The following is a 26,383-nucleotide window of genomic DNA, read 5'->3' as shown; positions in this document are numbered from 1 at the left end:
AAAGGATAAGCGCATGTTCGCACCTGCCAATGCTGCCCATTTCACGCTTGTGATCCCAACGGTCCGCAACGATTTCAAAGTGCTGGCCTTTGAAGGCACTGAAACCATCAGCTCCTTGTACTCAATTCACATCGACCTGGTCAGCGAGTACCCCGATTTCGATCTGGAGAGTCTGCTCAGCCAACCCGCATTTCTGCAGTTCGGCCTGAACGGCGAAGGTATTCATGGTCGTATCGAGGAGGTGTTTGCGGGAGAAATTGGTAAACGCCTGACCCGCTATCAACTGACCCTGGTACCGGCGCTGCACTACCTGCAGTTCAGCCACGATCAGCGGATTTTCCAGCGCCAGACGGTGCCGCAGATCATCGCCCAGATCCTCAACGGGCATGGCATTCAGGCCGATGCATATACGTTCCATGTCAGGACAAGTCCCGAGCGCAAGTACTGCACTCAATACGGGGAAAATGATTTCGAGTTCATCCAGCGGCTGTGCGCCGAGGACGGCATCGCGTGGCACCACCAGCATTCCCGGGAAGGGCATCTGCTGGTGTTCACCGACGACCAGACCTGCTTTCCCAAGTTGGGCGAAACCCCTTATCAGCAAGACTCCGGCATGGTGGCGGAGCACCCGGTGGTCAGCCAGTTCTCCCTGCGTTTCAGCACCCGCCCCAGCATGACCACCCACCGACACTACGACCTGAAACGCCCGAGTCTGTTGCTGGAAAGCCGCTTCACCGCCGAGTTCACTCCTGAGCTTGAAGACTATCGCTACCCGCTGTTTTTCGAGAGCGAAAAACGCGGTAAACAGCTCGCCCGGCAGGCGCTGGAGCGGCACCGTGCTGATTACCAGTTGGCGGAGGGCAAAAGCGACCAGTCGACCCTGCGCAGTGGCCACTTTTTTGACCTGACCGAACACTCGCGCAAAACCTACAACGACCTCTGGCTGCTGCTCAGTGTCACCCACTCGGGTAAACAACCCCAAGTGCTGGAAGAGTCAGTCACCAGCGCCGTCGAACCGGAGGACGGTTTTACCCAGGGCTACCGCAACCGCTTCAGCGCGATTCCCTGGGACGTGTTTTATCGGCCACCGATGCCTCCCCGAAAACCTGTGCTGGTCTGCCAGACCGCGCGTGTCACCGGGCCTGTCGGCGAAGAGATCTACTGCGATGAATATGGTCGCGTCAAAGTCGAGTTCCACTGGGACCGGACCGAGCGCAACAGTGAACACAGCAGTTGCTGGCTGCGGGTGTCGTCGAGCTGGGCGGGGGAAGGTTTCGGCGCGGTGACCATTCCGCGCATCGGCATGGAAGTCGTGGTCACCTATCTGGAAGGCAATCCCGACCAACCATTGATAACCGGTTGTGTGCCGAACAAGGTCACACCCGTCCCCTATCCATTGCCCGAGAACAAAACCAAAACCGTGCTGCGCAGCCACAGCTCCCCCAGCACAGGCGGTTACAACGAACTGTCGATTGAAGACCGCGCCGGGCAGGAACTGATCTACCTGCGTGCCCAGCGCGATCTGGAACAGAAGGTCGTAAATGATAGTCGGCTGGAGGTGGGTAACGAGCATCGAGTCACCATCAAGGGCGACTGTATTACGGTGCTGGGGGCTGAAGAGCACCTCACTGTCATGTCGGATCGCAAGATCCAGGTTAACGCCAACAACTATCTGAATGTCTCTGGCGACAGCCACACAAGAGTCGATAAAACGCTGACCGTCGAAGCCGGGGAGCACGTGCACATCAAGGCAGGCGCACACTTGGTGATAGATGGCGGTGAGAGCCTTTCCATAAAGGTCGGCGATCAGTACATCGTGCTCAACGCCGACGGTATTTTCAGTAGTAGCGCGATTGAAGTCGGTGGTGCTCCGGTGCCGGGTATGGCGGCGCATACATTACTGCAGAGCGCAGCGGCGGGCTTGTTGGTATCCGTCGCACCTGCGGTTCCACCATCGGAAGAGAATGAATCGGATGAGCTGGAGGAAGAGGAGGAAGAAGTCGAAGAAGAAGGAATCACTTTGCGGATCGGGGTGTTTTTTGATGGCACCGGTAATAACCGATCCAACAGTGAAATGGTTGCTGGTTGTTATGCGCGGGATGTGAATCTTGAGGAGGAGGCTGAGGATATTCGGCAGTTTTGCCAGAAGTATGGCTACGACGGCAAGGGGAGTGCGCCGGATAACAGTTATGGGAATGACACGAGCAATGTGGTGAAGCTATATGACTTGTACAGCGATGACAGAAATCGGCAATTGGCTGCTGAGGAAACCATCGGGTACATCCCCGTTTATCTGGAGGGCATCGGTACTAGCAGTGGTGAAGAGGATTCACTTTATTCACAAGCTACCGGCGTGGCTGCACAGGGCGTATTGGCGAGGGTTGAGCAATGCCCTGCACTCATTCTTGACAGGATTAGACGGTTTGAACGGGTGAATCCTGACCGGAAAATTGCGCGTATCGAGTTCGACATTTTCGGTTTCAGTCGCGGCGCCGCAGCTGCTCGTCACTTCGCCAATGAAGTATTGAAAGGAGAAGAGAGCCTGTTGGCAGCACTACTACCAGCCAATGAGTCGTTGTTCATGGAGGTTTTTTCCTGGCGCACCAACACCGATGTCTCCATCAACTTTATCGGCATCTTCGACACCGCTGCCGCCGTAGCAAGCATGGCCGACGGCGACTTTAGCGTCCACGACGCCAACAATCCTGGCGTCAACTTGTACCTGGCCCCTGACATCGCGAAAAAAATCGTGCATTTGGTGGCGCGTGACGAGCGCCGCCACAATTTTTCGCTCAACAGTGCTGGTGCTGCCGATATCGTGCTGCCGGGTGCCCACTCTGACTTGGGCGGCGGCTATCTACCGCGCATCTTCGAACGGGTTCTGCTCAGCAAGCCGCACCGCAGTGAGGAAAACGTCCGACTGCCCTCCACCGAGTCTTCCTCTTATCGCGCGGCGCAGTTTGAGTTGGTTCGCCTTCAGGATCAGCTCAATCTTTATGGCCTGCCGCTGGAAGTGCAGACCTGGGCGGTGGAGTTCAGTAGCAGCGCCAAAGGCGACAAGAACAAATGGAAACATGTGTATGCCGCCATCAACTGTTGGCGGGAAGTACGCAATGATCTGGCCTTGATTTACCTGCGCATCATGCGCGAGCTGGCGGCGAAGCACGATGTCCCATTCGCCTTTATTGATGCAGAAGACCAAAAATATGCATTACCGGTCGAGCTCCAACCCATCGCCAAAAAACTGATGGCTTATGCGCTGGGCGAAACCCGTCGTGCGGGTCTGAGCCTCGCGGAAGAGGAGTTGCTCGTTCAGCGTTATATTCACCTGTCCGCGAACTGGAACGCTACCAGAGGTAACAATAGCGACCTGAACATCGTGTTTATCAATCGCCCCGCCGAAAACCATAAGCGCGTGGTGCATCCAAATGTTTAAACGGTCATCCATGTTTAAGACATGTTACGCGCTTTTTATTACGTTGTTATTGGGAGGGTGTGCCCTCGCTCAGAACCAATCACTTCCCTATGACGCTTGGGAGCTTAATTTTTTGGGGCGGCCTTACATGGAAATTTGGATTGAAACGGCGGATGTCGTTGATATCAATGAACGCGTGTTCCGTGGTGCAGGTAGTGGAGGAGTATCCACGGGTTATCCCCGTGCGTTCAGCAAAGGTATGCCGACAAAATTTCACGGTAAACCCGGAGGTTGGCCTGAACGGCCAACGGGCAGTGGCCGCCGCATCACAGGCGCTGACTTGCCTCGCTTGATCTATGTTCGCTGGCAGTCGCTGGCCGAACCACAGACCTACGGGTCATACATTGAAGTTCCAGAGTCAGCTCGAGAACTCATGCGCAAGAGCGAAGATGTATTTTGTGCTTTTGACGGCAAGGTAATAACGGAGTATCGAAAACAGCTGGTTGTGGGTTTGGCCCCTGGGGGGATCGCTAAAGTCTGGGTAAAAGGCCCTTGTCTGCCAGCGATCGAGGTCGCCCACGTACAAGGCACGATCAATCCAGAAGGCCCTTACGGAGGCACTTCCAACGGAAAACATCGGCCCCTTTCAGAAGAGTCCAAAGCTTACATCGATAAATTTGGCATTCCCTATGGCTCCTGGTAACCCATGAACTATCACCAGATACCTCGCTCGGTGGAATTTCCAATGCTTAAGAACTCGTCTCTGGTTAGAGCGAGCTTTGCAATGGCGCTAGCGCTCTTCTTGGGCGGATGCGTCAAAGACCATCGCAAATCACTACCTTACGATGCCTGGAGCCTAGATTTTTTTGCCCCCGACTATATGGAGGTCTGGATCGAAACCGCAGATGTCGTGGATATTAATGAGCATGTGTTCCGAGGTGCAGGTAGCGGAATACCTGCCATTGCTTACCCCCGCCCGCTGAGTAAAGGCATACCAGCTCATTTTAGGGGCGACGCAAAGGGATGGTTTGAAGATCCAGGAGGAAAAGGTCGATATGTAACGGGAGCTGAGCTACCTCGTTTGGTTTATGTACGCTGGCAATCCATGGCCGAACCGCAGACCTATGAAGTCTACATCGAGATTCCCGAGTCATCGCGAAACACCATGCTGCAGGGAGAACATGCTTATTGCGGCGCAGATGGTAAATGGATAACCGACTACCGAAAACTGCTGATTGTCGGTCTGGCGCCTGGCGGTATTGCCAAAGTGTGGTTGGGAGGGCCCTGCCTAAAATCGACCGAAGTCACCCGCGTGCAAGGAACGATCAATCCCGAAGGCCCTTACGGAGGCACTTCCAACGGAAAGCATCGGCCCCTTTCAGAAGAATCCAAAGCCTACATCGACAAGTTCGGTATTCCCTACGGTTCCTGGTAGCCATGAAAAATTATAAAAAACACGATCGATGGAGTTTCCGCGGCGCAGGCTTCCAGCAAACCTGCGCCCCGACGTTGATCAGTTAATTCGCCCGAATCCCCATGAAAAATTCAAATTCAATGCCCGACGCTCATGCGTCACCCGACTACCGAAGATGTCTGTCCGTCGAGCTTCACGATCAAGCGGATGCTTTTATCCGCTTGAACACCCCTTGAATAGCATTAACAACACCCCTTCAGCGGTCTCGTATCTGCTAACTATTTACCTCACCCCTCCTCATTTGTAGAGGTCCATCCGACACCTGCGCCCTATAGGGTATGCCCTGCATATCAGAGGCTTGCGGCCGTCTGTTCGGGCCACTTCCAAAACTATAAAAATAGAGGTGAGGCAGTTGAAATTTTCCAGGCTGTTTATCGCCGTTGCATCGACAACGGCATTTTCCTGCATGGCGCTGACGGGGTGTCAGACACAGGGTTCGACACCGGCTGACATGGTGATGCGCAACGGCTATGTCTACACCGTCGATGGCAAGAACTCCGTCCAGCAGGCGATCGCCGTCACGGGCGGGAAGATCGTCTATGTTGGCAGCGATGTAGGGGTTGCCTCGTACATAGGCACGCAGACCCAGCTGATCGATCTGGCGGGGCGCATGTTGATGCCCGGCTTTGTCGATGCGCACATGCATCCGGGGGATGGCGGTCGCGCCATGACGTTGTGCGACCTGAAATACCAGACGATGACCCGCAAGGTTTTCCAGGAAACCATTCAGGCATGTCTGGATGCCGACAAGGGCAAGGGCCCGGATGTCTGGCTTGAAGTGGGCAGTTGGGACCGCATGGGCATGACCGGGCTCGACGGCGATCCCGACAAATCGACGCTGGACGCACTCAAGACCAATCGCCCGATTCAGGTCCGCTCCACCGACTTCCATACTGTGCTGACAAACTCCCGTGGCCTAGCCGTGGCAGGCATCAACAAGCACACGGCCAATCCGGGTGATGGCAAGTACGTGCGCGACAGCGCCGGCAACCCGACCGGTATCTGCGAAGACGGTGCCGCCGATGCCATGGCTGCCGTGGTGCCGCCGGCCAGCGACGCAGAAAAACTCAACCAGACCCGCGCGGCGCTCGACGCCATGCGCCAGCAAGGCATCACCAGTTTTTTCGATGCCTTGTCGGGGCCTGAAAATGGCAAAGCGTTTACCACCCTGCAACAGTCGGGTGAGTTGACCGCACGGGCCTTGCTGGCGATCAAACTCGACCCTGCCGCCGCTGCTGCAGACCCGACGAAAACCATTGCCGAGGCCAAGGCATTGGCCAATACCTACGACCAGGGCGAGGCCAAAGTCGCGCCGGGCGTGAGCATGCGCCACGTCAAATTGTTCATGGACGGCATCATCAACGCTCCAGCGGATACCGGGGCCATGTTGACGCCGTACTTGCGCAATGCCGGCACCGATGTTGCGCCCAAGTGGACACCTGGCAAGAATATCGGTGAGCTGTATTTCCCGCCGCAAGTGCTCAATCCGTTGCTGTTGCAAGCGGTGCAGGCCGGCCTCGATCCGCACCTTCACGCCACCGGGGACCGAGCGGTGCGTGACTCGTTGAACGGTATCGAGTACGTGCGCCAGCAACTGCCGGGCAACGGATTTCGTCCGGCCATTACTCACGCCGAATCGGTGGACCCCGCCGACTATGCACGCTTCAAGGCGCTCGATGTGACCGCCAACATGTCGTTTCAGTGGGCCCAGCAGGCGCCGTCCACGGTCGACGGCACCAGCGATCATCTCGGGCCTGCGCGTTTTGCCCGCATGGAGCCATCCGGCAGCATCAGCCGCGCTGGCGGCCGCGTCGCCTATGGCAGTGACTGGCCCGTCGACCCGCTCGACGAATTCCTGGCGCTGAAGATCGGGGTCACCCGTTCAGGCGATCCGCTGAACCCGCACAGCTATGGCCCCAAGTATGCGGGCAGGTTGAATGCCGACCCGGCGCTGACGCGCACTGACGTGCTGCGCACCATCACCATGAACGCCGCCGAGCAACTAAAACTGGAGGCTGTCGTCGGTTCGGTCGAGGTTGGAAAGTTCGCCGACTTGATCGTGCTGGACAAGAACTTCATGCAGGTGCCGGAGGATGAGCTGGGTCGAAACGAGGTGCTGCTGACGATGGTTGGCGGCAAGGTCGTGTGGGCCAAGGCGCCGTTCGTTGGACTTGATCCGAAGGCATTGTCACAAGCGTCCACATCCCGAATCGCCCAATAAAAACAAGAGAGTGTTCCGATGCAACTATTCATTCCCAACCTGTTGGCCGCAGCCCTGGCCCTTTCCTCGGTGCAGGCCATGGCTGCCGCTGATCTTGTGCTGTTCAACGGCAAGGTCTTTACCGCCGAACCCGGTCAAGGACTGGTTCAGGCAGTGGCAGTGCAAAACGGCAAGATTCTAAAAGTGGGCAGCGATGCCGAGATCAACGCCCTGGCCGATGCCCAGACGCGACGCATTGATCTGGCGGGCAAAGTTCTGATGCCTGGAATGATTGATACCCATAGCCACCCGGTCGTTGCGGCCTTCAACAGCCAGGGGGCCAACCTGCTGGATGAAGTAAAGCCATTGCCGGAACTCGAGCAATGGGTAATTGAGCAGGATGAAGCGGGGCGTGCACGGGCCGGTGACGTGATCAGCATTGCCGGGGTGAGTTCGGCTTATTGGGAGAAAAGCCGCGAACTCGGTCAGCGCTTCAATAAGGGACGCTGGGCAGACCAACCGGTGGTCCTCAGCGGGATTGACGGGCATACCGGCTGGGCCAACAACGCGATGCTCAAGCGTCTGAAGATCGACGCGGCACTGGTAAAAGGCCTGTCGGAACAGGACCGCAGTTTCGTCGGGCACGCAGCGGATTTCACCCCCAATGGTTTGTTCGCCGAGTCGCGCTGGGACAAGGTGCGCAGTCAGATCCCCGCGCCCGGTAACGAGGTCATGCTGAAGGCTGCCCGCGAGGCGGTGAAGGTCAATAATCAATATGGCGTTACCGCCTGGATGGACGCGGCAGCGAATGCCGGAAGTGGTGATTCGCTGTTCGATTTCCAGGCCACCGAAAAGAGTTACGGTGTTCTACCGCTTTACCGCGAACTGGCAGAGAAGGGCGAGCTCAATGCCCACGTCGCGGCGCTGCTGCTGGCCAACCCAAAAAGCCGGCCGGCGGACCTGGAGGTGCTGGCCAAGGTGATGAAGAAATTCGAGGGCGTGCCCAACCTGAGCTTCCCTGGCATCAAGGTCTTTGCGGACGGCGTTCTGGAGTTCCCGGGGCAGACGGCAGCGGTGATTGTTCCGTTCACCAACAGTCAAAAGAACGGTCAGTTGCTGATCGACCCGGCACACTTTGGTGAGTTGGTAGTCGCGGCGGAGAAGCGTGACTGGATTGTGCACACGCATGCGGTCGGCGACCGTGCCGTCCGTGAGTCACTCAATGGCATTGAATACGCGCGCAAACTCAACCCGACACCGATGGCCCACAGCATCACTCACTTGCAACTGGTCAATCCAAAGGAATTCCCGCGCTTCAAGCAGCTTGGCGTGATCGCTTCCATGCAACTGCTGTGGGCTACCGGCGAGTCTTACACGGTGGAGTTGGTCAAGCCGTACATCAGCGCGTTCGCTTACGGTTATCAGTATCCCGCCAGGTCTCTGCATAACGCCGGTGCGCTCATCGCCGGTGGCAGTGACTGGCCGGTGTCCAGTCCCAACCCGTGGAATGCCATCGCCCAGGCAAGCACTCGCAAAGGGCCGCTGGGTGTGTTGAATGCCAATGAAAGCATTGATCGCCAGACCATGTTCTACGCCTACACCCTCAATGCCGCCAAAGTCCTGCGGCTGGAGCAGCAGATTGGCTCGCTGGCGCCCGGCAAACAGGCCGATCTGATCATCCTCGACCGCGATGTGTTCAAGGTCAGCGATGACGAGCTGTTCGACACCAAGGTCCTGAAGACTTTCTTCGCTGGCAAGCAGGTTTACGCGCCCGCGTCCTGACGACCACCCGCCGGCAGCACCGAAAAAAATGCTCCTGCTCCTCGCATTGCGAGGGGCTGGGCAACGCCATGCCCGAAATCACCCGCTGATCCATAAAAATAAGAGACTTGTATGAACGTACGCTCAGCATTGACCCTTGCCAGCCTTGTATTGGCTCCCCTGACCAGTCAGGCACTGACACTTGACGACAACTTCAGCCTGGACATGACCCTGGGCGTTGTCAGTGACTACCGCACGCGTGGCATTTCGCAAACCCTGGGGGATCCGGCGGTTCAGGCCGGCGCCACGCTGGTGCATAGCAGCGGCTTGTACATTGGCGCCTGGACCTCGAATGTCGATTTCGGCGGCCCCTACAAGACCCGGCAGGAACTCGAGTACTACGCGGGCTACTACTGGCAGGCGACCGAAGCAATCAGTCTCGATCTGGGGTACCTCAAGTACGACTATCCAAAGGAAGGCCAATTCAACATGAGTGAGGTCTACGCCATCCTTGACGTTTATGGCGTGAAGCTCGGGGCCAACTACTCAAACGATACGCCGAACTTCTTTGGCGAGGATCAGGACACCCTTTACACCTACCTCAGCTACACAATCGAATTGCCGGCCGAGATCGGCCTGGACCTGCGCGTGGGTCGCAACGATGTCAAAGACCCGGCTTTCTGGTCCACCAACGGTGAAAGCCGTGATGCCTACACCGAGTGGGAAGCCAAACTGACCCGTGATTTCGTCGGCGTGACCTGGGGCCTCAGCTACATCGATACCGACCTGTCGAAAAGCGAATGCGCGAGCTGGTACGGCTATGGCGATCTATGCACTGCCACCGTGGTAGCCAGTGCCAGCAAGACCTTCTAAGCGTTAAAAGCCGACACGATAAAAACAACAAACTGTTCTTCACAGGAAAGCACCGTAATGACCAAGGTCAGCGATAGTCAGCAGCGAAGTCCCCTGATCGAGACACGTTCGATCGATTACATTCCCGAGGCCGAGCGCCATGGCAGCCTCTACAGCCAGTTCACCCTGTGGCTCGGCGCCAACCTGCAGATCACCGCGATCGTCACCGGTGCTCTGGCCGTGGTGCTGGGTGGCGATGTGTTCTGGTCACTGATTGGTTTGCTGATCGGCCAGTTGCTCGGCGGTGCGGTGGTTGCCCTGCACGCGGCTCAAGGGCCGAAGCTCGGGTTGCCGCAGATGATCTCCAGTCGCGTGCAGTTCGGCGTCTATGGGGCAGCGATCCCGATTGTGCTGGTGTGCCTGATGTACCTCGGTTTCAGCGCCACCGGCGCGGTACTGTCGGGGCAGGCCATTGCCCAACTGATTGATGTCAGCGACAGCGCCGGGATCCTGATTTTCGCCTCCTGCATCGCGTTTCTGACGATCTTCGGTTATCGGGTCATCCACTGGGTCGGACGGGTGGCCAGCGTGCTGGGCATCATTGCTTTCGTCTACCTGTTTACCCGATTGATGACGCTCAACGACATCGGTCTGTTGCTGGAAAATCGCCATTTCGGCTGGAGCACATTCCTGCTGGCGGTATCCCTTTCAGCGTCCTGGCAGATCGCGTTCGGCCCTTATGTGGCCGACTACTCACGCTACCTGCCGAGCAAGACGTCGTCCTGGAAGACGTTCACCGCCGTAGGCCTGGGGACGGTACTGGGCGCCCAGGCGTCCATGGTGCTGGGAGTGTTCGCCGCTGCGTTGGCGGGCACGAGTTTTCGCGGGCATGAAGTCGCCACCATCGTTGGGTTGGGCAGTACCGGGGTGATTGCTTCCTTGCTGTACTTGAGCGTGGTGTTCGGCAAGGTCACGGTGTCGACCCTCAACGCTTATGGCAGCTTCATGTGCGTGGCCACCATTATCAGTGGCTTCCGTCGAGGCTTCGAGATATCCGCCGGCAAACGCATGCTGTTTGTGCTGGCGATTGTCGGCGCGTCCACCGCGCTTGCATTGCTGGGGCAGCACTCGTTTCTCACCACGTTCAAATACTTCATTCTGTTTTTGTTGACCTTCTTCACCCCGTGGAGCGCGATCAACCTGGTGGATTATTACTTCATCAACAAAGAGCGTTATGACATTCCCGCGTTGTCCGACCCGGCGGGGCATTATGGCCGCTGGAATGTGTTGGGGATCAGCGTGTATGTCTTCGGTGTGCTGGTTCAGCTGCCTTTTGTCGACACTCACTTCTATTCCGGACCGATGGTCGCGCGGCTTGGCGGTGTCGATATTTCCTGGATCGTCGGGCTGGTGGTGCCGGGCATTCTCTACTACTGGGTGGCCAGGACATCCGGGCTTGCGGTGTCGGTCGAAGGTAACTCGAAGGCTTGAAGGCCCCGTCGATCAAGGGCTGCAGAGTGGGCGCGGCGATAACTGCCTTGTGGTCAAGCGTCTCCTATACTGATCCGCGTTGACAGGTTCAACGCAGATCCTGAACGCCGTTGGAATAGCAGCCAGCGGCTTCCCTACGACTCAACAGTAAGGAGAACGAACATGGCAATCCGTATTGGCGACGAAGCACCGGACTTTACCGTCGAAAGCACCGAAGGCCCGCTGCATTTCCACGAGTGGATCGGCGACAAGTGGGCGATCCTGTTTTCGCATCCCAAGGACTTCACCCCGGTGTGCACCACCGAACTCGGCTACATGGCAGGGCTCAAGCCAGAGTTCGATAAACGCAACACCAAGATCGTCGGGCTCAGCGTCGACCCTGTCAGTAATCACCAAACCTGGGCCAAAGACATCGAAGAGACCCAGGGGCATGCGGTCAACTATCCGATGATCGGGGACGAGAACCTGGTGGTGGCGAAGCTCTACGACATGATTCATCCGAATGCCAGTGGCGGCGCGCGGACTGCCGTGGACAACGCCACGGTGCGTTCAGTGTTCATCATCGGCCCGGACAAAAAGGTCAAGGCGATGCTGATCTACCCGATGAGTGCCGGGCGCAACTTCGATGAAGTGCTGCGTCTGCTCGACTCTCTGCAATTGAACGCCAAGCACACCGTCGCCACCCCGGTGAACTGGCGTCCGGGCGAGGACGTGATCATTCCCACTTCGGTCTCCGATGAGGACGCCAGGAAGAAATATCCGGATGGCTTCAAAACGGTGAAACCTTATTTGCGCACGGTGGCGCAACCGAAGTAATCGATCCGTCGAGTCAGTTAAGCGTGATACTGAACTTGTGGCGAGGGAGCTTGCTCCCGTTGGACTGCGAAGCAGTCCCCCTCTTTTTGGGGATAAGGGGGGCCGCTTCGCGGCCCAGCGGGAGCAAGCTCCCTCGCCACAGGTTACTCATCGCTTGTTCTATCTCTTAACTGACTGGTATTAGGGCAAGCCCGCTCCCACAGGGTTTGCGATTAACCGACTGGCATTTCAGAGGTTATGGAAGGCGCGTCACTCAAGGCGCGCCAAAAAGCATGGTCCAATAAACACCCTCATCGCTGCGCGAATCGGCGGCATAGGCTGCGCCTACCTGGGTAAACATCGGATTCATCAGGTTGGCGCAATGCCCGGGGCTGGCCAGCCAGCTGGCCATCGCTTTGTTCGGTGAGCTTTGCCCGGCGGCGATGTTCTCGCCGATCTGACGGCCTCGATAGCCGGCGGCTTTGGCCCGATCCAATGGCATATCACCGTCGGGATCGCGGTGGGCGAAGTAATTGCCGTAGGCCATTGCCTTGCTGTGCCCTTGCGCGGCGGCCCCCAGGGCGGCATTCCAGGTTAACGGTCGTACGGCGGCAAAGCGTTGGCGCCCGCACAGGCGCGGCCTGGCCCGTGCCGCATTGACCTGTGCCAGCAACGCCTTGCCCGCTGCGCGCGAATCGCCGACACGTCCGTCGAGCACCGGTTGCGCCAGCACTATCTGCCATTCGCTGCGGGCGCGAGTGACGCCGATATCGGCGAACTGGGTATCGAGCAGCGCCCCGCAGTAATCGCTCTCAAGCATGTCAAACGCTTCATCGGCATCTTGTGCGCCGACCAGGCGAATGGTGCGCACCGTCACCGCTTGATAGCCTTTAGCTTTCAAGGCGTTGCGCAAACCGCCGCCATAGCCGACCGGCAACGCCAGGTTCGATTTCAGCGACAGCGGCCGCAACGGCTTGACCGCACGCCCTGCGCAGCGATCGGGATCGGCGCGGTAGTCGTTGATGACTTCCACCAGTTGCCGCTCCCCACTGGCATGGGCGGGGCTGGCGAGCAGCGGGAGTAAAGGCATCAGGCACAGCGAGATAAAGCGACAGCAGCGGACGGTTGGGCGCATGAACGAACAACTCTGATGAGATGACGACAGTAAAGTGGGATAGGGGCGAGCAATGACCGTAGGAGCGCTTCGTTGGGTGAGCTTCTTTTACGGCACGGCTAAGACTGCGGGTCTGAAGACTGGTTCATGAGGGGAAGAGACAAATTTAGCGGCGCCGTCGTGGGGGCTGATTCAGGCATGCACGGGGCAGCCCGCCGGAGACATCAGCCACGCTGGCTGGTACCGTACTGACATCCTTCAGGGGGTACAGGGACATGACGAAAACCAGGGGTGACAAAGACTGGGTAAAGCGCTCGGCTCAGCCGTTGAAAATGGAGCGTATCGAAGCCTTTTTTGGCGGCCATGGATTTACCCCGCATCGCCACGATACGTACGCCATCGGACGAACGCTGTCGGGTGTTCAAAGCTTCCAGTACCGCAATGCCAAGCGTCACAGCCTGCCCGGGAAAACCATCGTTTTGCATCCGGACGAGGTGCATGACGGTGAAGCCGGCACCGAGGCGGGTTTTCATTATCGAATGATCTACATCGAACCTGCTTTGATTCAGCAAGTATTAGGCGGCAAGCCCTTGCCCTTCATCGCGGGTGGTATATCGAGCGATCCACGGCTTTATGCCGCGACCCAGGTGCTGCTGCAGAACCTCGACGCTTGCATCGAGCCCCTGGAAGAAGACGATGCCATTTACGATCTCGCGCAAGCGCTGGATGTGCTCTCGGGTCAACGCGGGCGGCGCAAGTCGTTTGACTTTGCAGCGGCCGAACGCGCGCGTGCGCTGATCCATGAGTCGCTGGATAGAGTCATTACCCTGGAGGAGTTATCGCAGGCGAGTGGTCGAGACCGCTGGAGCCTGAGCCGTGATTTTCGTGCGCTGTACGGTACGAGCCCCTATCGGTACATGACGCAACGACGTCTCGATCTGGCAAGAGCACTGATGTTCGGGGGCTACTCGATGGCGGAAGCGGCCATATCCGCAGGCTTTTTCGATCAAAGCCACATGACGCGTCAGTTTACCCAGAGCTACGGCGTCTCACCCGGTCGATGGATGAAAAGGCTGGGCCTTGTTTAAGGGCGCTCGACTTGCACAATCATGCAATACGCAGTGCCGATCCTCTCCTAAAGTCAGACCTCGATAACTTGGCAAGTGAGGGCGACTCAAATGCATTCCCAACCCGGCGTGACAACCTGCACCGCGATTAACTTTGCCAAAAAATTTGCTTTGTTCAGCGAGCAATGGGCGCCCAAGGTCGTTGCCGAAATGAACGACTACCAGTTCAAGGTAGTGAAAATCGAAGGCAACTTTGTCTGGCATTCCCATGCCGACACCGATGAAACCTTCATCGTCCTCGAAGGCGAGCTTCGCATTGATCTTCGAGAGGGGGCCGTGGTGGTCAGGCAGGGAGAAATGTACGTCGTCCCCAAGGGCGTCGAACACAAGCCTTATGCTGAGCGAGAGGTGAAAATGTTACTGATCGAGCCGCGTGGCGTGCTGAATACCGGCGATCAGGAAGGAGAAAGAACCGCCATCAATGATGTCTGGATTTAGATGTATCGGTATTGGTACATCTGCCAGCGAGCATTCAGCAACGCAGTGTCATTCTCTGAATCACCGGATTAACGGCGTTTTTCGTTAAACCGGTCGATGGCATGTGGCGAAATGTCTCTCGTGGGAAGACAACGCGGCTATTTCGCGCTTTTCAGCTATTCTTGCGGCATCTGGACGGTGGCCATGACGTACTGGCACACGATGCGCAAGGAAGGGAAGACAAAATGGATGATGTGCATTGCGTGCAAGTTATCGCTGTGACTGGCGGTAAAGGTGGCGTGGGCAAGACAACGGTGGCGGTTAACCTTTCATTGGCGCTGGCAAAAATGGGCCGGCGCGTCGTATTGCTGGACGCCGATCTGGGCCTGGCGAATATCGATATTCTGTTGGGGCTGACCCCGCGCTACACACTGGCCGATGTCATCGAAGGGCGTTGCGAGCTGTCCGACGCGCTGGTGCCTGGGCCTGGAGGCATTCGTGTTGCCCCTGCCTCTTCGGGCTTGCAGAGCATGATTCATCTGGAGCCTGCGCAATACCGTGCGCTGATCCAGTCCTTTAGCGATATTGGCGATAAGCTGGATGTGCTGGTGATCGATACGGCCGCCGGTATCGGTGGCTCAGTGGTCAATTTCATCCGCGCGGCCCAGGAAGTGATGGTGGTCGTGTGCGATGAACCCACCTCAATCAGCGGCGCCTACGGGCTGATCAAATTGCTTAACCTGAATTACGGTTTGCACCGCTTTCGGGTGCTGGTCAACATGACGGGCAGTCCGTCGGAAGGCCGCAATCTGTTTGCCAAGCTGGAAAAGATTACCGACATGTTCCTGGATGTCTCGCTGCAATACGTTGGTGCGATACCAAACGATGAATGTGCGCACAAAGCCGCGCAGAAGGGGCGTGCAGTGTTTGAAGCCTTTCCCCGTTCCAAATGCGCACAAGCCTTCCAGGCCTTGGCTCACAACGTCGACACCTGGCCATTGCCGACTCACCCCAGAGGGCATGTGGAGTTTTTCGTTGAGCAACTTGTGCAGAATTCTGGCAGGTGAGCCTGCTCGATGTTTAAACCCGCGAGTAAACCGCTTTTCGTAGGAGCCAGGCTTGCCGGCGAAGGCGCTCTTAAAGACGCCTTCGCCGGCAAGCCTGGCTCCTACATGTCCGATTTGCCCTTAACTGACTGGCATTACGCCTTGTGCGGGCTTTTCGTCTGTACAAGTTCAAATCACAACTTGTAGCCGATCTGCCGCAACAAGTTCTTGCGCCACAAAATGTCTTCATCACCTTCAATGTCTTTGGCACAGAAGCCATCCACCACGCCCAGAATCCCGCGCCCCTGTTCCGTCTCAGCAACAATCACCTCAGTCGGATTGGCCGTTGCACAAAAAATATGGCACACCTCTGGAACCATTTTGACGGTGTTCAACACGTTCAGCGGATAGAAACCGTCGCCCAGGAAAATGATGAAACTATGTCCCGCGGCAATGGCTTGCGCGTTTTTCTGCGCCAGTTCGATCATGGCGGTATCGGTGCCGGACCATCGCACCAGGCATTTGCCGGAGGCTTCACAAAAGGCCACGCCAAACTGGATACCTGGCACGGCATTGACTAACGCTTCATGAATATCCTCGACGGACTTGATGAAATGCGTCTGACCCAAAATGAAGTTCGTCTCTTGTGGCTTGTCGATTTTCAACGTGATGAGTTGCATTTCAAACACCTCCTTTCACGATGCGACGGACCAGATTCTGGCCTCTAATCAAGCCGGGACGGTGTCTTGCCTCGCTGGCGGTGGCTCTGTGTAGACGCGAACATCCCCCAGTCTCCTTATCGTCGACTTGGGCAAGGTCGGCGCATCAAGAAGAATCGAATCAATGCGCTTGCGGATGTCAAAAACGATGGGACCCAGGATAACCTCGTCCTTGCCGCTGGCGATTTCGTCCTGAATCTCACGAGATATCGCCCCGAGTTTCTCGGCGGTGTCTTTGTGCCCTGCAGCCCGGGTGTCAAAGTTCAGGAAGGTCTGAACCGAACTCAACACCAGGGTCAGAAGTGACAGGACGCCGGCCACGTATTGGAGCCATACGGGCGAAGAGTCACTGATTGAGCCAAAGACGCTGGCGCTGACGATCGCTGACAGAACAACGCAGGGGATACCCAGTTTCCAGCTGAATTTCTCGAAATCCCGGGCACTGATTTCGTGTTCAATTTGTAACCGAACAATCATGCGGTTCCATTTGGTCAGTAACTCGAGCCGGCTCATGATTGCAGTCCTTGGCAGGGGGATTGAGGTGAATATTAGCTTCTATTTGGCCGCCTGTTAGGGTTCGGAGACAGGATGAAGCTGAGGCGCCAAGCCTTCTTCCTCTCGTAGTTGGCGGCTCATGTCGTCGCAGCTTTGCGACCAGGTTGTCAGCCACGTCGACATCTCGGGTGACTGTTCAGCCAATCCAAGTTCCCGGACAAACTCAACAGGTGAGACCGTGCCTTTGGCCGCGCGGAACAGCCCTCGCATGATAACGACGCCGATCACGCGTCCTTTGCTCACGAAGCGGTGTTCCATAAAGCTCCACTTATCGTCCCAGCCGAGAATTCGGGTATGAATCTCGAACGATTCGAACAGCTTCAGCTCTCGACGAAACTTGCCCCAGGTATCCCCAACGATCGGCACAGCCTTGTGGCGCAGGGCTACGCGGTAGGCACCACTGCGCAGGACGAAGTCCATGCGACCCACGTCGGCCAAGGTGAAATAGCGGCCATTGGTGACGTGCCGGTTGAGGTCGAGATCGAGGGGCCAGACGCGCATGCGGATGACGGTAGTGGCCAGCGCATCGACCGGCTTGCGCCAAGGGCGACGAAACAGCATGAGGAACAGTCGAAACCAGAGATTCATAAATACGCCGAGGGCTGAGTAGAGCGGTGCACTTTAGGGCGCAGAAATCGAGCGAGATAGGTGCACAAATGACTTTCTTCATGTGAAAAGTGCAATTGGATCAATTTCACATGCGGGGGCAACCATTTCAGGCACTGCCCGCCAACAGGTATTCCACTCAGGAATGCCCCCATAAAAATCATGCATTTTCTTTATGGCATTGGATCTCGTAGCGTGTGTGCTCACCATATGGAGATGACCCCGTGAATGATGCCCGCCTGCGCCTGTACGTTGATGCTCAATTCACCAGCCCCTATGCCATGTCGGCTTTCGTGGTCCTTCGCGAAAAGGGCATCGAATTCGAACTGAGCCCGCTGGACCTCGATGCCTTCGAAAACCAGACACAAGACTATGCCAATCTCTCGCTGACCCAGCGCGTACCGACGCTCGTGCATGGCGATTTTGCCTTGTCTGAATCGTCGGCGATCACTGAATACCTGGAAGACGTTTTCCCCCAGACGCCGGTTTACCCGCAAGACTTGATGCAACGCGCGAAGGCACGACAAGTCCAGGCATGGTTGCGCAGTGACCTGCTGCCCATTCGGCAGGAGCGATCCACGCTGGTGGTGTTCTATGGTCTCAAATCAGCACCCTTGTCGCCCGCTGCCGAGTCGGCTGCGCGCAAGCTGATCGGTGCCGCACAAGCGCTACTGGCTGACGGCCGCGAGTACCTGTTCGGCCAATGGTCGATCGCCGATGTGGACCTGGCCTTGATGCTCAACCGGCTGATCCTCAACGGTGACGCCATGCCACCCGCGCTGGTGGAATACGCGCAACGCCAATGGCAGCGGCCTACGGTGCAGGAGTGGGTCAAACTGCAACGTCCTGCGCTGTAGCGGTGTGAAATCAGGTCAACTGCGCTCAATAAATTGCACGATGACCTGATTAACGATCTCAGGATGCGTCACCGGCCCCATATGACCGAGCCCCTCGAGTTCCACCACTTCAACGTTCGGCAGTGTGCCGGTCAGCAGCCGCGCCACTGCCCGTGATGATGCCGGTGAGTCCTTGCCGACCATGAAAAGCACTGGCAGGTTGAGCGAACGGAATGCCTGCAATGGCGTCGGCTCGTTCAACAACGCGTGAGCCCAGCCCTGCACATTGGCCACCGCGGCGGCGATGGAGGGCTTGCGTTGTTCCGGGGTTTGCTCCCAGGCACCGACACCCATCCAGTAGTCAATGAAGTGCTGGGCCGCTGCATCCAGGTTACCCGCCTCAAGCGCGAGCCCGGCGCTTGCGACGACTTCCCGGATGGCATCCGCCTCATTGGGTGGAGGCGATTCGGCGTCGAGCAGGGCAAATAATGTTGGCTCATATAAAACCATGGCGCGCACCCGGCCGGGGTTCTGCAACGCCGCGATCAACGCCACCGCCCCACCATAAGAATGACCCACCAGAATGAGCGGTTCGCCGGCGCGAGCGAGCACCGGCTCGGCGAAGCGCGCTTCTTCGCTGAGGGTGACAATTCGATCGGTGGGCCATGCCGGGCTCTTGCCGGCGCCAAATGAATCGAGCGCCAAGACCCGGAACTTTGCGGCCAGGTGATCTTGCAGTCCACGCCACTGCACCGAGTGACTCGCATTGGCATGAAAGCAGACAACGCCCGGTCCCATGCCAGCGTCCCGATAAAAGGGTTCGACGGGTTTCATTCTGGCGCTCCTGCAACGACGTTAAAGGGACGAAGAGAGTTATAGATTAACTTCAACGCTTCGGTGTAGCCGCCAGTCATGATGAAATAGCCGCCCGCTTTTGCTGTCAGCAACATCTGATTTGGAGCTCCACATGAAGAATGCCGCCGTACTTACCTTCGCCTTGATGCTCAATACCGGATTATTCAGCATGCAAGCAGAAGCGGCGGGGGATGCTGAAGCCGGTCAGAAACTATTTAACCGTATTTGCGGCGGCTGTCATCAAGTAGGGACTTCGGCACGGGGTTCTTTTGGCCCGCAACTCAATGCCATCTTTGGACGTCCGGCGGGAAGCACGACGGACTACCAATACTCATCTGCAATGAAATCATCAGGCCTCATCTGGACTCGCGAAACACTTACCGCCTACATCGAAGCGCCAAAAGAAGTAGTCCCCGGAACCCGGATGATTTTCTGGGGCCTTAGCGATCCGCAGAAGATTGAAAACCTGCTGGCCTACCTTCAGACATTTCAGCCGCAATAATCTGTGCCTAATCAAAATGATTGCCGCGTAAAGGCTGTATTGGTGATATCAAAGAGCCATTTCATCCGTTAAAGTATGCGCCGCCCGAGAGACGGATCCCGGGTATTTCTAATGGAGTGACTCAGTGAATTATCTCAGCAAAGTTGTTGCCGTAGCCCTGTTCGGTCTGGTTCTGGCGGGTTGCACCGGCGCCCCGATGAAGACTCAGCAGTACGACAGCAGCCAGTACACCGTTGTCGGCCACAGTGAAGCGACCGCCACTGGCCTCCTGCTGTTTGGCCTCATCCCGATCCAGCAGAACAACCGTTTCATCCGCGCTCAGAACGCCGCGATCAAGGCCAAGGGCGGCGACGCGATGATCAATACCCAAGTGCAGGAAAACTGGTTCTGGGCTTGGGTCTTGACCGGTTACACCACCACAATCTCCGGTGATGTGGTCAAGCTGAAAACCGTTCAGTAAGCGCAGTGCTCTGCCTGACTGGCGAATGCGTTTTCACATGAAGAGCCCGGTTTTTACCGGGCTTTTTCATAAGCGTCGCAGGTAACCCTCAAGGCGATTACCAGTTATCCCATGCCGGGAACTCCGCTCAGTCGATGTTCTTCTACCGACAATAAACGGCTGAAGAATAAGGAGGCGGGCCATGACCTTTCATGAACCCTTTACCCGGCAAGTATTGGCTGAGCTGCTGGCATTCGACGCACAGCCAAGTCTTTCACTGTATATGCCGACCCATCGGACACCTGCGGAGCGCAATCAGGATCCGATTCGCTATAAGAATCTGGTCCGACAGTTGCAATCACTGCTGCAAGTGCGGTATCCGGAACTGGATGCGGAACCATTGATCCAGCCGTTTCTGGCCCTGGGAAAAGATCCGTCATTCTGGCGCTCCAATGGTGAGGGCATCGCTGTATTCGGCACCCGGGATTATTTCAAAGTCATCAGCGTGCACCAGCCACTGCCCGAAGGTGCTTTCGTCAGTTCCCATCCTGCCCTCAAGCCGCTGCTATGTCTTGAGCCATCCCTGGAGCGTTACCAGATGCTGTGCCTGACCCGCGATGAGGTCTGGATGTATGAAGGTTCTTCCCGGCAACTGGAAAAAATCGAACTGGCGCCACAAGTGCCACGCAATCAGAACGATGCACTGGGCAGTGAGCTGACGCCACGCAACCAGCAAGGACATCCGGGCGGTTATGGCAGAAGCGGCGAGCGCGGCGATTCGATGACGCACGAGTTTGCCGGCGGCGGTAAGCAGGACGAAATCAACGTGGACCGGGAACGGTTTTTCCGCGCGGTCGACAAAGCCATCGAGGAACATCATTCCCTGCCCTCGGGATTGCCGATGCTGTTGGCGGCGTTGCCTGAAAATCAGGCGGTGTTCAGGGCTGTCAGCCATAACCAGCAGCTCTTGCCTCAGGGCATCAATAGCGATCCATCCCTTTCAAACGTCGAAGAACTCAGGGCGCAATGCGCCAGGTTGATACAGGATATTCACGAAGATCGGCTCATCGATGCCTTGAATCGCTACGGTATAGCGGTGGGACAGGGGCTTGCGGGGGCGCGTCTGGACGATATCGCCAACGCGGCCTTCGAAGGGCGCGTTGCGCTTCTGTTGGTGGAAGCGGACCGACAAATCCCCGGTACGCTGGACAAGAACAAAGGCAAGTTGATTCTCGATAAAAGCGGCAACGAGCACGCCCCGGATGTGCTTGAGGAGCTGATTCTTGTGGTCCTTCGCCAAGGGGGGGAAGTGGTGATGCTACCTCCAGAGCACGTCATGCCGACCGGCACCGGAGCCGCGGCGATATTGCGCTTCTGAAGCCGATGCCTGAGAGAATGCGCAAACTGCGTCAGCCCGAACGACAGGTGATAATACGGTCGGCAAGGGCTGGCGCAGAGCCGGAATGGACAAGCGCGCTCAACGTCGGGCACGTGTCACGCCCATGCTTTCCCGAGTTCCTCCAGACCCGCGTCTTGCAGGTTCTGCGCACTCATGACCACTCGGAATTTGCAGTTGGCCTGGAAGTTGAGAAAGAAGGGTTCCGCATAGCCGGGAATTTCGGAAGGGTCTTCTATATCGATCAGAAAAATCCCACTTCGCATTCCATCCTGCTCAGTGAAATAGGTCGCCTCCGGCTTAATGGTTTCCAGGATGCGGTTCATGATTTCGCCGATTTTCCCGGACCTGACATGCGCGTTGAAAGGCTCGTGGGGAAACTCGACCATCAGTAGCATTTTCATTATTCGATACTCTGTTGAAGTGGCGTACTCCTTACCCGGATCCTTACTCCTGACGAAGATGCCGCCAGCCATGCATTCGGCAGAGCCAGCGGTGTGTGTTGATAAGGATAGCGAAGGGTTCGAGGGTGCCGGGGCAGGGTTACGGACGGTCGTTCTTTTGAAAAGGCTAGTGAGTGTCATCATGATGTCATCGAACAAATGGCAAGATTCTCGCAAACCGTGCTCAGCGGAATCGGTCGAAAAAGTACCTTGCCCGATGGCCTGGTGCTCATGCTGGCGGCGTTCGGATCAACAAGAGGTGAAGACGTGATGCCTGACAAACTCCGGGTTCTGTTCGTTTGCGAAAAAAATGATGCTCGTTCACTGATGGCACAAGCGCTACTTCGGCACAGTGATTGCGAACACTTCGAAGCCTTTAGCGCCGGGCTTGTGGCCAGTGAGATTGACGCCCGCCTTCGGATGACTTGTCACACAGCGTAATCACGTAATGGAACGGCTGCCCCTCGAACTCATCGATGGCTTTACTGCGTAACCCTGTGGGGTCGATGCCTACGTGATCGAGAGACTCCAGCGTGCTTCTCGGATGCCCACCGCCGGAGAAGTGATCGTGTGGAATTTCGAGGACCCCGTCACCAGTGAAAAACATGATCCTTTCGTCATGCCATTCAGGAAATCCACGATCGCATCAAAATGTTCATCACTGTGAAGACCCGGTAGTGATGCTGGAGTGCTAGCGGTGATCATCTTTGATGACCCAGTCGGGCACTGAAAACGCATGAAAAAACCCGGCTGATGAGGCCGGGTTTTTTGGTTGAAGTGTTGCGGTAAAGCCATTCATTCATGCAGCACGATTCTGAATCAGGCGATCCGAACCACCTTCAGCGACGCGGTTCTCAATCAAACGATCCGAACCACCTTCAGCGACGCGGTTCTCAATCAAACGATCCGAACCACCTTCAGCAACGCGGTTCTCGATCAGACGATCCGAGCCGCCTTCGGCGACGCGGTTCTCAATCAGGCGATCCGAGCCGCCTTCAGCGACGACCGGGTGAGCAGAGGAAGCGGCGAAAGCGTTAACTGCAAAAACCGAGAAAGCGATGCTGAGGAGGATTTGGCGTTTCATGATGGTGTGCTCCGGGGTGTTATTGGTTGGGTATGGAGCGGATGTTACGCCGAGGATTTTTTATGAGAACTTCATTGACGTGATGGTGACTATCGATGCCAGCAATGGTTGAAACGTAGTGGGCAAATACCGCGTCCCCCGGCAATATTGGCGAATAGCTCCACCTGGCTGATCCCATGGGATTGGATCATTGTCCGCTCGCCTGGACTTAGCCATAGCAACTTGGGAACCAGGCCATGGTAGCCAAACATGAACGCCAGGCCTCCTCGTGCGATCCAGTTGATGCGTACCAAGGCGTTCATAATGGAGTTTTCAAAAAACGTTGCTCATGATCAGGGTCAGGCAAAAGGCACGTGTCGTATTTGCCGAAGAGCCGATAGCGATTCAACGCAATGCGATCGTATGCCCAATCTCGAAGCTTGCGTGGGAAGCTGCGCAAAAGCTTCAACGGCAGCCAAGGGGCGGGCAGCAGGGCGATGACTTCAAAAAATGCATCCGAACGCACCCAGTAGTGTCGGTCGCGGATTACGGCCATGGTGTCGAATTGATCCAAGGGCAAACCTGCCCAAGCAAGCAGTGCCTGCCCCTCGGGCGACTGTACTGCCGCCAACCGCACGCGCCGGTGGCGGTCATGACGGATCAAGAACCTCGCCCAGCCATTGCACAGCTTACATACGCCGTCGAACAAGAGCACCGTCTCGCCTTGCTTGAGCAACGGCGCGGGTGAGGAGCGAATTTGGGATGCTGGCATAAACATGGGTCCGATGGTCCTCGTTATCCCGGATCTTACTCGCGAGCCAGAGTTAAAGTCTGCTTTTGGCCCAGAGTGTGTAAAAACGGCCACCACCTTCTATGAGGATCGCACCATGCGCAACTACACCCTGGATTACCTGTTCAACGGCGAGCCCCGCACATACATGTTCGAATTCGAGTAGCCTCAACTGCCTGTCCATGAGGCGGCGATGCACCTGCTACAGCTGCATTATGGGGATGGTGAGAACAGCCTGATCATGCCCACTGCGGACGCGACGCCGACGGAGATTTTAGAGCAGGCTGAGCGGGTAGGGCTGACGCAGATAAAAGTCGTCGATCAACTCGGTTGATGCGAGGTGCACCCGATTGCACACTTCAGACCATCTTTCCACCAGGCAATACGCTCGAATAGTCAAGCGTGGGTGACAGCCATTGGCCTTGACCCAACCATGTACGGAACTCACACACTATGGCGAACCAAGGCATCGCTGATCTATCGCAGGACGAAGAACCTGAGAGCTGTCCAGCTTCTGCTTGGTCATACGAAGCTTGAAAGCCGTCAGATACCTGGGAATCGAGGTCAATGATGCCCTAGCGGTCATCCAAATTTATATCCGCTGTTGGTCGTCATAACTCGGCAGCTCAATGGCATCAGCTTTCGGAGAAAGGATTTTCCCGAATATGGTCTTAAACCCCGGCGCGGTGGCCATCCTCAACACCGCATGGCCAAGTGCGATGCCAAGTCGCGAATGCGGTGATGCCAGTCTCGGCGCGAACTTGGGTACGCTTTGCGCCTGAGCGACGTAAGGACGCATCAGTTTTTCGTAGGCCGCGAACGCGTGGGCGTGGTCGGCGTGACGACTCAGTTCGCCAGCCAGCACGTAAGCGCCGCACAGACCCAGGCTAGTGCCCATGCCGCTGATGGGCGATGCACAATAGGCTGCATCCCCCACTAGCGCGATGCGCCCCTTGGACCAGCGGGGCATTTTGACCTGACCCACCGCGTCCAGATAAAGGTCGGTTGCATCCTCCAGCGCGTCGAGCACGCGAGGTGTCTCCCAACCGGCGCCGGCAAACAACTGCTTGAGTAGGGTTTTTTGTTCGTGCTGCGCGAGCTTCTCGTACCCGCTCGGCACCTGCTGAAAAGACAGAAAGGCGCGCGTGGTGCCTAGGTTGTCCGGACGCAAACAGACACAGCGGCCGCCGGGAATGTTGTACCAGCGCATGGCCTGGCCATCGCTCGGCTGCCATGGCACGGTGAAATAGGCGGTGTAGAGATCAAGAGGCCGGCGCTGGACTTCGTTGCCGAACACCTGATTGCGCGTCGTCGAACCAATCCCTTCAGCCACGATCACCAGATCGTAAACCTGCTCGCCTCCCTGCTCGAAGCGCACATGAACCCGCTCGCCCTTGTCGTCCATGGTTTCAATGCTGTCGCCGAATCGGTAGCTGACCCGGTCCTGGCTATGCTGGATCAACAGCTTGGCAAGTTCGCCGCGGAGGATCTCCAGTTCAGCGATCGGCCCCTCACCGTCGAAAGCATTTACATCGATAAACGCCTTGGTGCGATTGTCCTCGTCGACAAAGGCGATGCCCTGCTCATGGGTCGTGTTCGCCCGAATCAGATCCTCCAACCCCATACGCTGAACGACGACGCGACCGGCGCCACGTACGTCAATCGTCTGCCCGCCATCGCGAAACGCAGGCGCCCTCTCGACCACGGTAACATCCATGCCATACCGGGACAGCCAATAAGCGAGCGCTGGCCCGGCGATGCTTGCTCCGGTCACAAGAACTTTTTGTGCTTTCATCAGGCGTCCTGATTTTCAAGGGTGGGGTCAGTACTGCCTGGCAAAGTGCTGCGATAGACCTCGATCACCTGCCCGAGAAACGTCTCGACCACTGAGCGATCCTCCCCATCGAGTGCGCCGAGCACCGCCCCCAGACCAGTAAGCATTGGCGCGATATGCCGATAAGCCTCCGCCACCGAATCGGGTACAGGACACACCAATACTCGGCGCTTGTCATTGAGCTGACGCTCACGGACCACATGCCCGGCGCGCTCCAGCCGGTCGATGACCTGGGTAATGCCTGCGGTAGTCACTGAAAGACGCGTTGCGAGTTCGGTCGGCGGCAGTGGCCCATCAGTGATCAGGTGCTCCAGTGCCGCCACGTCGGTCTGATTAATGCCCAAGGCCGTGCCCAGATTGCTGGCGGCTTTACGTGTCAGGATGGCGATTTGTTGCAGCTGCTGGGCGACGGCATCGCTGGCAATTTGCAGGCTGCGTGGATCTTCGGCTGGATATGAAGGAGACAAAGGCGACTTCATGCGGGGCTGTCCAGGATTCAAGGGCTGATCGTAACGAGGACAGTGAAACTAACACATAGCTAACTTGCTTAGCTAGTTTTCCGGATTGCGGATAAAAAGCCGCCAGCGTTGCAGACGCGATTTGTTCATGAAAGGCGACTTCTGGCCGATTGTTGCCCTCCGCGAAGGGCAGCT

Annotated in this window: 24 protein-coding genes and 5 pseudogenes; 19 read left to right on the top strand and 10 right to left on the bottom strand. The window is 57.0% G+C overall.

What is annotated here, in order from left to right:
- Positions 1–13 precede the first annotated feature (13 nt).
- From tssI to ACYZT2_RS17845, 8 genes are all read left to right on the top strand, one after another.
- Positions 14–3,436: a type VI secretion system tip protein TssI/VgrG gene (gene tssI, locus ACYZT2_RS17880; protein ID WP_461966078.1), complete on the top strand. Its 3,423-nt coding sequence runs from the start codon at positions 14–16 to the stop codon at positions 3,434–3,436.
- Positions 3,429–4,118, top strand: a complete 690-nt coding sequence (locus tag ACYZT2_RS17875) for a DUF2931 family protein (protein ID WP_461966076.1) — start codon at positions 3,429–3,431, stop codon at positions 4,116–4,118. Before tssI ends, ACYZT2_RS17875 begins: the two co-directional genes overlap by 8 nt.
- A 42-nt stretch (positions 4,119–4,160) precedes the next feature.
- Entirely contained in the window at positions 4,161–4,850 is a 690-nt protein-coding gene (locus ACYZT2_RS17870) for a DUF2931 family protein (RefSeq protein ID WP_461966074.1), read from the top strand.
- 391 nt (positions 4,851–5,241) lie between these two features.
- Positions 5,242–7,110 carry an amidohydrolase gene (locus ACYZT2_RS17865; protein WP_461966072.1) on the top strand — a complete coding sequence of 623 codons (1,869 nt, stop codon included), beginning with the start codon at positions 5,242–5,244 and terminating at the stop codon, positions 7,108–7,110.
- Between the two features lie 18 nt (positions 7,111–7,128).
- Positions 7,129–8,871: an amidohydrolase gene (locus tag ACYZT2_RS17860; protein ID WP_461966070.1), complete on the top strand. Its 1,743-nt coding sequence runs from the start codon at positions 7,129–7,131 to the stop codon at positions 8,869–8,871.
- A 111-nt stretch (positions 8,872–8,982) separates the two neighbouring features.
- Positions 8,983–9,723: a TorF family putative porin gene (locus ACYZT2_RS17855; protein WP_461966068.1), complete on the top strand. Its 741-nt coding sequence runs from the start codon at positions 8,983–8,985 to the stop codon at positions 9,721–9,723.
- A 57-nt stretch (positions 9,724–9,780) separates the two neighbouring features.
- Positions 9,781–11,193, top strand: a complete 1,413-nt coding sequence (locus ACYZT2_RS17850; RefSeq protein ID WP_461966066.1) for a purine-cytosine permease family protein — start codon at positions 9,781–9,783, stop codon at positions 11,191–11,193.
- A 162-nt stretch (positions 11,194–11,355) separates the two neighbouring features.
- Complete coding sequence (locus tag ACYZT2_RS17845; RefSeq protein WP_038982589.1) at positions 11,356–12,009, top strand: peroxiredoxin; 654 nt, start codon at positions 11,356–11,358, stop codon at positions 12,007–12,009.
- A 253-nt stretch (positions 12,010–12,262) separates the two neighbouring features.
- Here ACYZT2_RS17845 and ACYZT2_RS17840 read toward each other — a convergent pair whose 3' ends face one another.
- A complete protein-coding gene (locus ACYZT2_RS17840) occupies positions 12,263–13,123 on the bottom strand; it encodes a CAP domain-containing protein (protein WP_461966064.1) in 861 nt (286 codons plus the stop codon).
- Positions 13,124–13,377: 254 nt separating this feature from the next.
- Between ACYZT2_RS17840 and ACYZT2_RS17835 the strand changes: the two genes are divergently transcribed.
- From ACYZT2_RS17835 to ACYZT2_RS17825, 3 genes are all read left to right on the top strand, one after another.
- Entirely contained in the window at positions 13,378–14,190 is an 813-nt protein-coding gene (locus ACYZT2_RS17835; protein WP_461966062.1) for an AraC family transcriptional regulator, read from the top strand.
- Positions 14,191–14,280: 90 nt separating this feature from the next.
- Complete coding sequence (locus ACYZT2_RS17830) at positions 14,281–14,667, top strand: cupin domain-containing protein (RefSeq protein WP_461966060.1); 387 nt, start codon at positions 14,281–14,283, stop codon at positions 14,665–14,667.
- A 224-nt stretch (positions 14,668–14,891) separates the two neighbouring features.
- Complete coding sequence (locus tag ACYZT2_RS17825) at positions 14,892–15,713, top strand: MinD/ParA family protein (protein WP_461966058.1); 822 nt, start codon at positions 14,892–14,894, stop codon at positions 15,711–15,713.
- Between the two features lie 173 nt (positions 15,714–15,886).
- On the opposite strand, the gene ACYZT2_RS17820 is transcribed toward ACYZT2_RS17825, so the two are convergent.
- The 3 genes from ACYZT2_RS17820 to ACYZT2_RS17810 are packed head-to-tail and all read right to left on the bottom strand — an operon-like array spanning position 15,887 to position 17,554.
- Positions 15,887–16,372: an adenosine-specific kinase gene (locus tag ACYZT2_RS17820; protein WP_461966056.1), complete on the bottom strand. Its 486-nt coding sequence runs from the start codon at positions 16,370–16,372 to the stop codon at positions 15,887–15,889.
- A 48-nt stretch (positions 16,373–16,420) separates the two neighbouring features.
- Complete coding sequence (locus tag ACYZT2_RS17815) at positions 16,421–16,924, bottom strand: SLATT domain-containing protein (protein WP_461966054.1); 504 nt, start codon at positions 16,922–16,924, stop codon at positions 16,421–16,423.
- Positions 16,925–16,981: 57 nt separating this feature from the next.
- Entirely contained in the window at positions 16,982–17,554 is a 573-nt protein-coding gene (locus tag ACYZT2_RS17810) for a thioesterase family protein (RefSeq protein WP_461966052.1), read from the bottom strand.
- 242 nt (positions 17,555–17,796) lie between these two features.
- On the opposite strand from ACYZT2_RS17810, the gene yfcF reads away from it, so the two are divergent.
- On the top strand, positions 17,797–18,429 hold the full coding sequence (yfcF, locus tag ACYZT2_RS17805; RefSeq protein WP_461966050.1) for a glutathione transferase: 633 nt from the start codon (positions 17,797–17,799) through the stop codon (positions 18,427–18,429).
- Positions 18,430–18,444: 15 nt separating this feature from the next.
- Here the strand turns inward: yfcF and ACYZT2_RS17800 are convergent, their stop codons facing one another.
- Complete coding sequence (locus ACYZT2_RS17800; protein WP_461966048.1) at positions 18,445–19,242, bottom strand: alpha/beta fold hydrolase; 798 nt, start codon at positions 19,240–19,242, stop codon at positions 18,445–18,447.
- 133 nt (positions 19,243–19,375) lie between these two features.
- Here ACYZT2_RS17800 and ACYZT2_RS17795 point away from each other — a divergent pair, with 133 nt between their 5' ends.
- The 3 genes from ACYZT2_RS17795 to ACYZT2_RS17785 all read left to right on the top strand — a co-directional run bounded on the left by ACYZT2_RS17795 (position 19,376) and on the right by ACYZT2_RS17785 (position 21,582).
- Entirely contained in the window at positions 19,376–19,765 is a 390-nt protein-coding gene (locus ACYZT2_RS17795; RefSeq protein ID WP_461966046.1) for a c-type cytochrome, read from the top strand.
- A 124-nt stretch (positions 19,766–19,889) separates the two neighbouring features.
- Entirely contained in the window at positions 19,890–20,225 is a 336-nt protein-coding gene (locus ACYZT2_RS17790; protein ID WP_095053216.1) for a hypothetical protein, read from the top strand.
- Between the two features lie 181 nt (positions 20,226–20,406).
- Entirely contained in the window at positions 20,407–21,582 is a 1,176-nt protein-coding gene (locus tag ACYZT2_RS17785) for a baeRF3 domain-containing protein (RefSeq protein WP_461966043.1), read from the top strand.
- A gap of 116 nt (positions 21,583–21,698) precedes the next feature.
- Here the strand turns inward: ACYZT2_RS17785 and ACYZT2_RS17780 are convergent, their stop codons facing one another.
- The gene (locus ACYZT2_RS17780; protein ID WP_461966041.1) at positions 21,699–22,004 is read right to left on the bottom strand and encodes a panthothenate synthetase; all 306 of its coding nucleotides are present in this window, start codon (positions 22,002–22,004) and stop codon (positions 21,699–21,701) included.
- 309 nt (positions 22,005–22,313) lie between these two features.
- Between ACYZT2_RS17780 and ACYZT2_RS17775 the strand changes: the two are divergent.
- Together ACYZT2_RS17775 and ACYZT2_RS17770 are read left to right on the top strand one after the other, a co-directional pair.
- Positions 22,314–22,457 (top strand): annotated as a pseudogene (locus ACYZT2_RS17775) (arsenate reductase/protein-tyrosine-phosphatase family protein); the annotation flags it as partial.
- A gap of 121 nt (positions 22,458–22,578) precedes the next feature.
- Positions 22,579–22,721, top strand: a pseudogene (locus tag ACYZT2_RS17770) (arsenate reductase ArsC); the annotation flags it as partial.
- A 124-nt stretch (positions 22,722–22,845) separates the two neighbouring features.
- Here ACYZT2_RS17770 and ACYZT2_RS17765 read toward each other — a convergent pair.
- Together ACYZT2_RS17765 and ACYZT2_RS17760 are read right to left on the bottom strand one after the other, a co-directional pair.
- Positions 22,846–23,127: pseudogene (locus ACYZT2_RS17765) on the bottom strand (phage infection protein); the annotation flags it as partial.
- Positions 23,128–23,425: 298 nt separating this feature from the next.
- Positions 23,426–23,878, bottom strand: coding sequence for a thiol-disulfide oxidoreductase DCC family protein (locus ACYZT2_RS17760; protein WP_461973158.1), 453 nt, complete (start codon positions 23,876–23,878; stop codon positions 23,426–23,428).
- A gap of 115 nt (positions 23,879–23,993) precedes the next feature.
- Here ACYZT2_RS17760 and ACYZT2_RS17755 point away from each other — a divergent pair.
- Positions 23,994–24,230 (top strand): annotated as a pseudogene (locus tag ACYZT2_RS17755) (hypothetical protein).
- Between the two features lie 10 nt (positions 24,231–24,240).
- Positions 24,241–24,513 (top strand): annotated as a pseudogene (locus tag ACYZT2_RS17750) (tyrosine-type recombinase/integrase); the annotation flags it as partial.
- Here the strand turns inward: ACYZT2_RS17750 and ACYZT2_RS17745 are convergent.
- Positions 24,489–25,691, bottom strand: a complete 1,203-nt coding sequence (locus tag ACYZT2_RS17745) for an FAD-dependent monooxygenase (protein WP_461966039.1) — start codon at positions 25,689–25,691, stop codon at positions 24,489–24,491. The pseudogene ACYZT2_RS17750 and the gene ACYZT2_RS17745 sit on opposite strands and share 25 nt — an antisense overlap.
- Positions 25,691–26,209 carry a MarR family winged helix-turn-helix transcriptional regulator gene (locus tag ACYZT2_RS17740; RefSeq protein WP_461966037.1) on the bottom strand — a complete coding sequence of 173 codons (519 nt, stop codon included), beginning with the start codon at positions 26,207–26,209 and terminating at the stop codon, positions 25,691–25,693. Before ACYZT2_RS17740 ends, ACYZT2_RS17745 begins: the two co-directional genes overlap by 1 nt.
- Between the last annotated feature and the right edge of the window lie 174 nt (positions 26,210–26,383).

This window comes from Pseudomonas sp. MDT1-85 (genome assembly GCF_054898065.1).
Note: the sequence above shows the minus strand (reverse complement) of the source record. Positions and strands in the feature narration are given on the sequence as shown.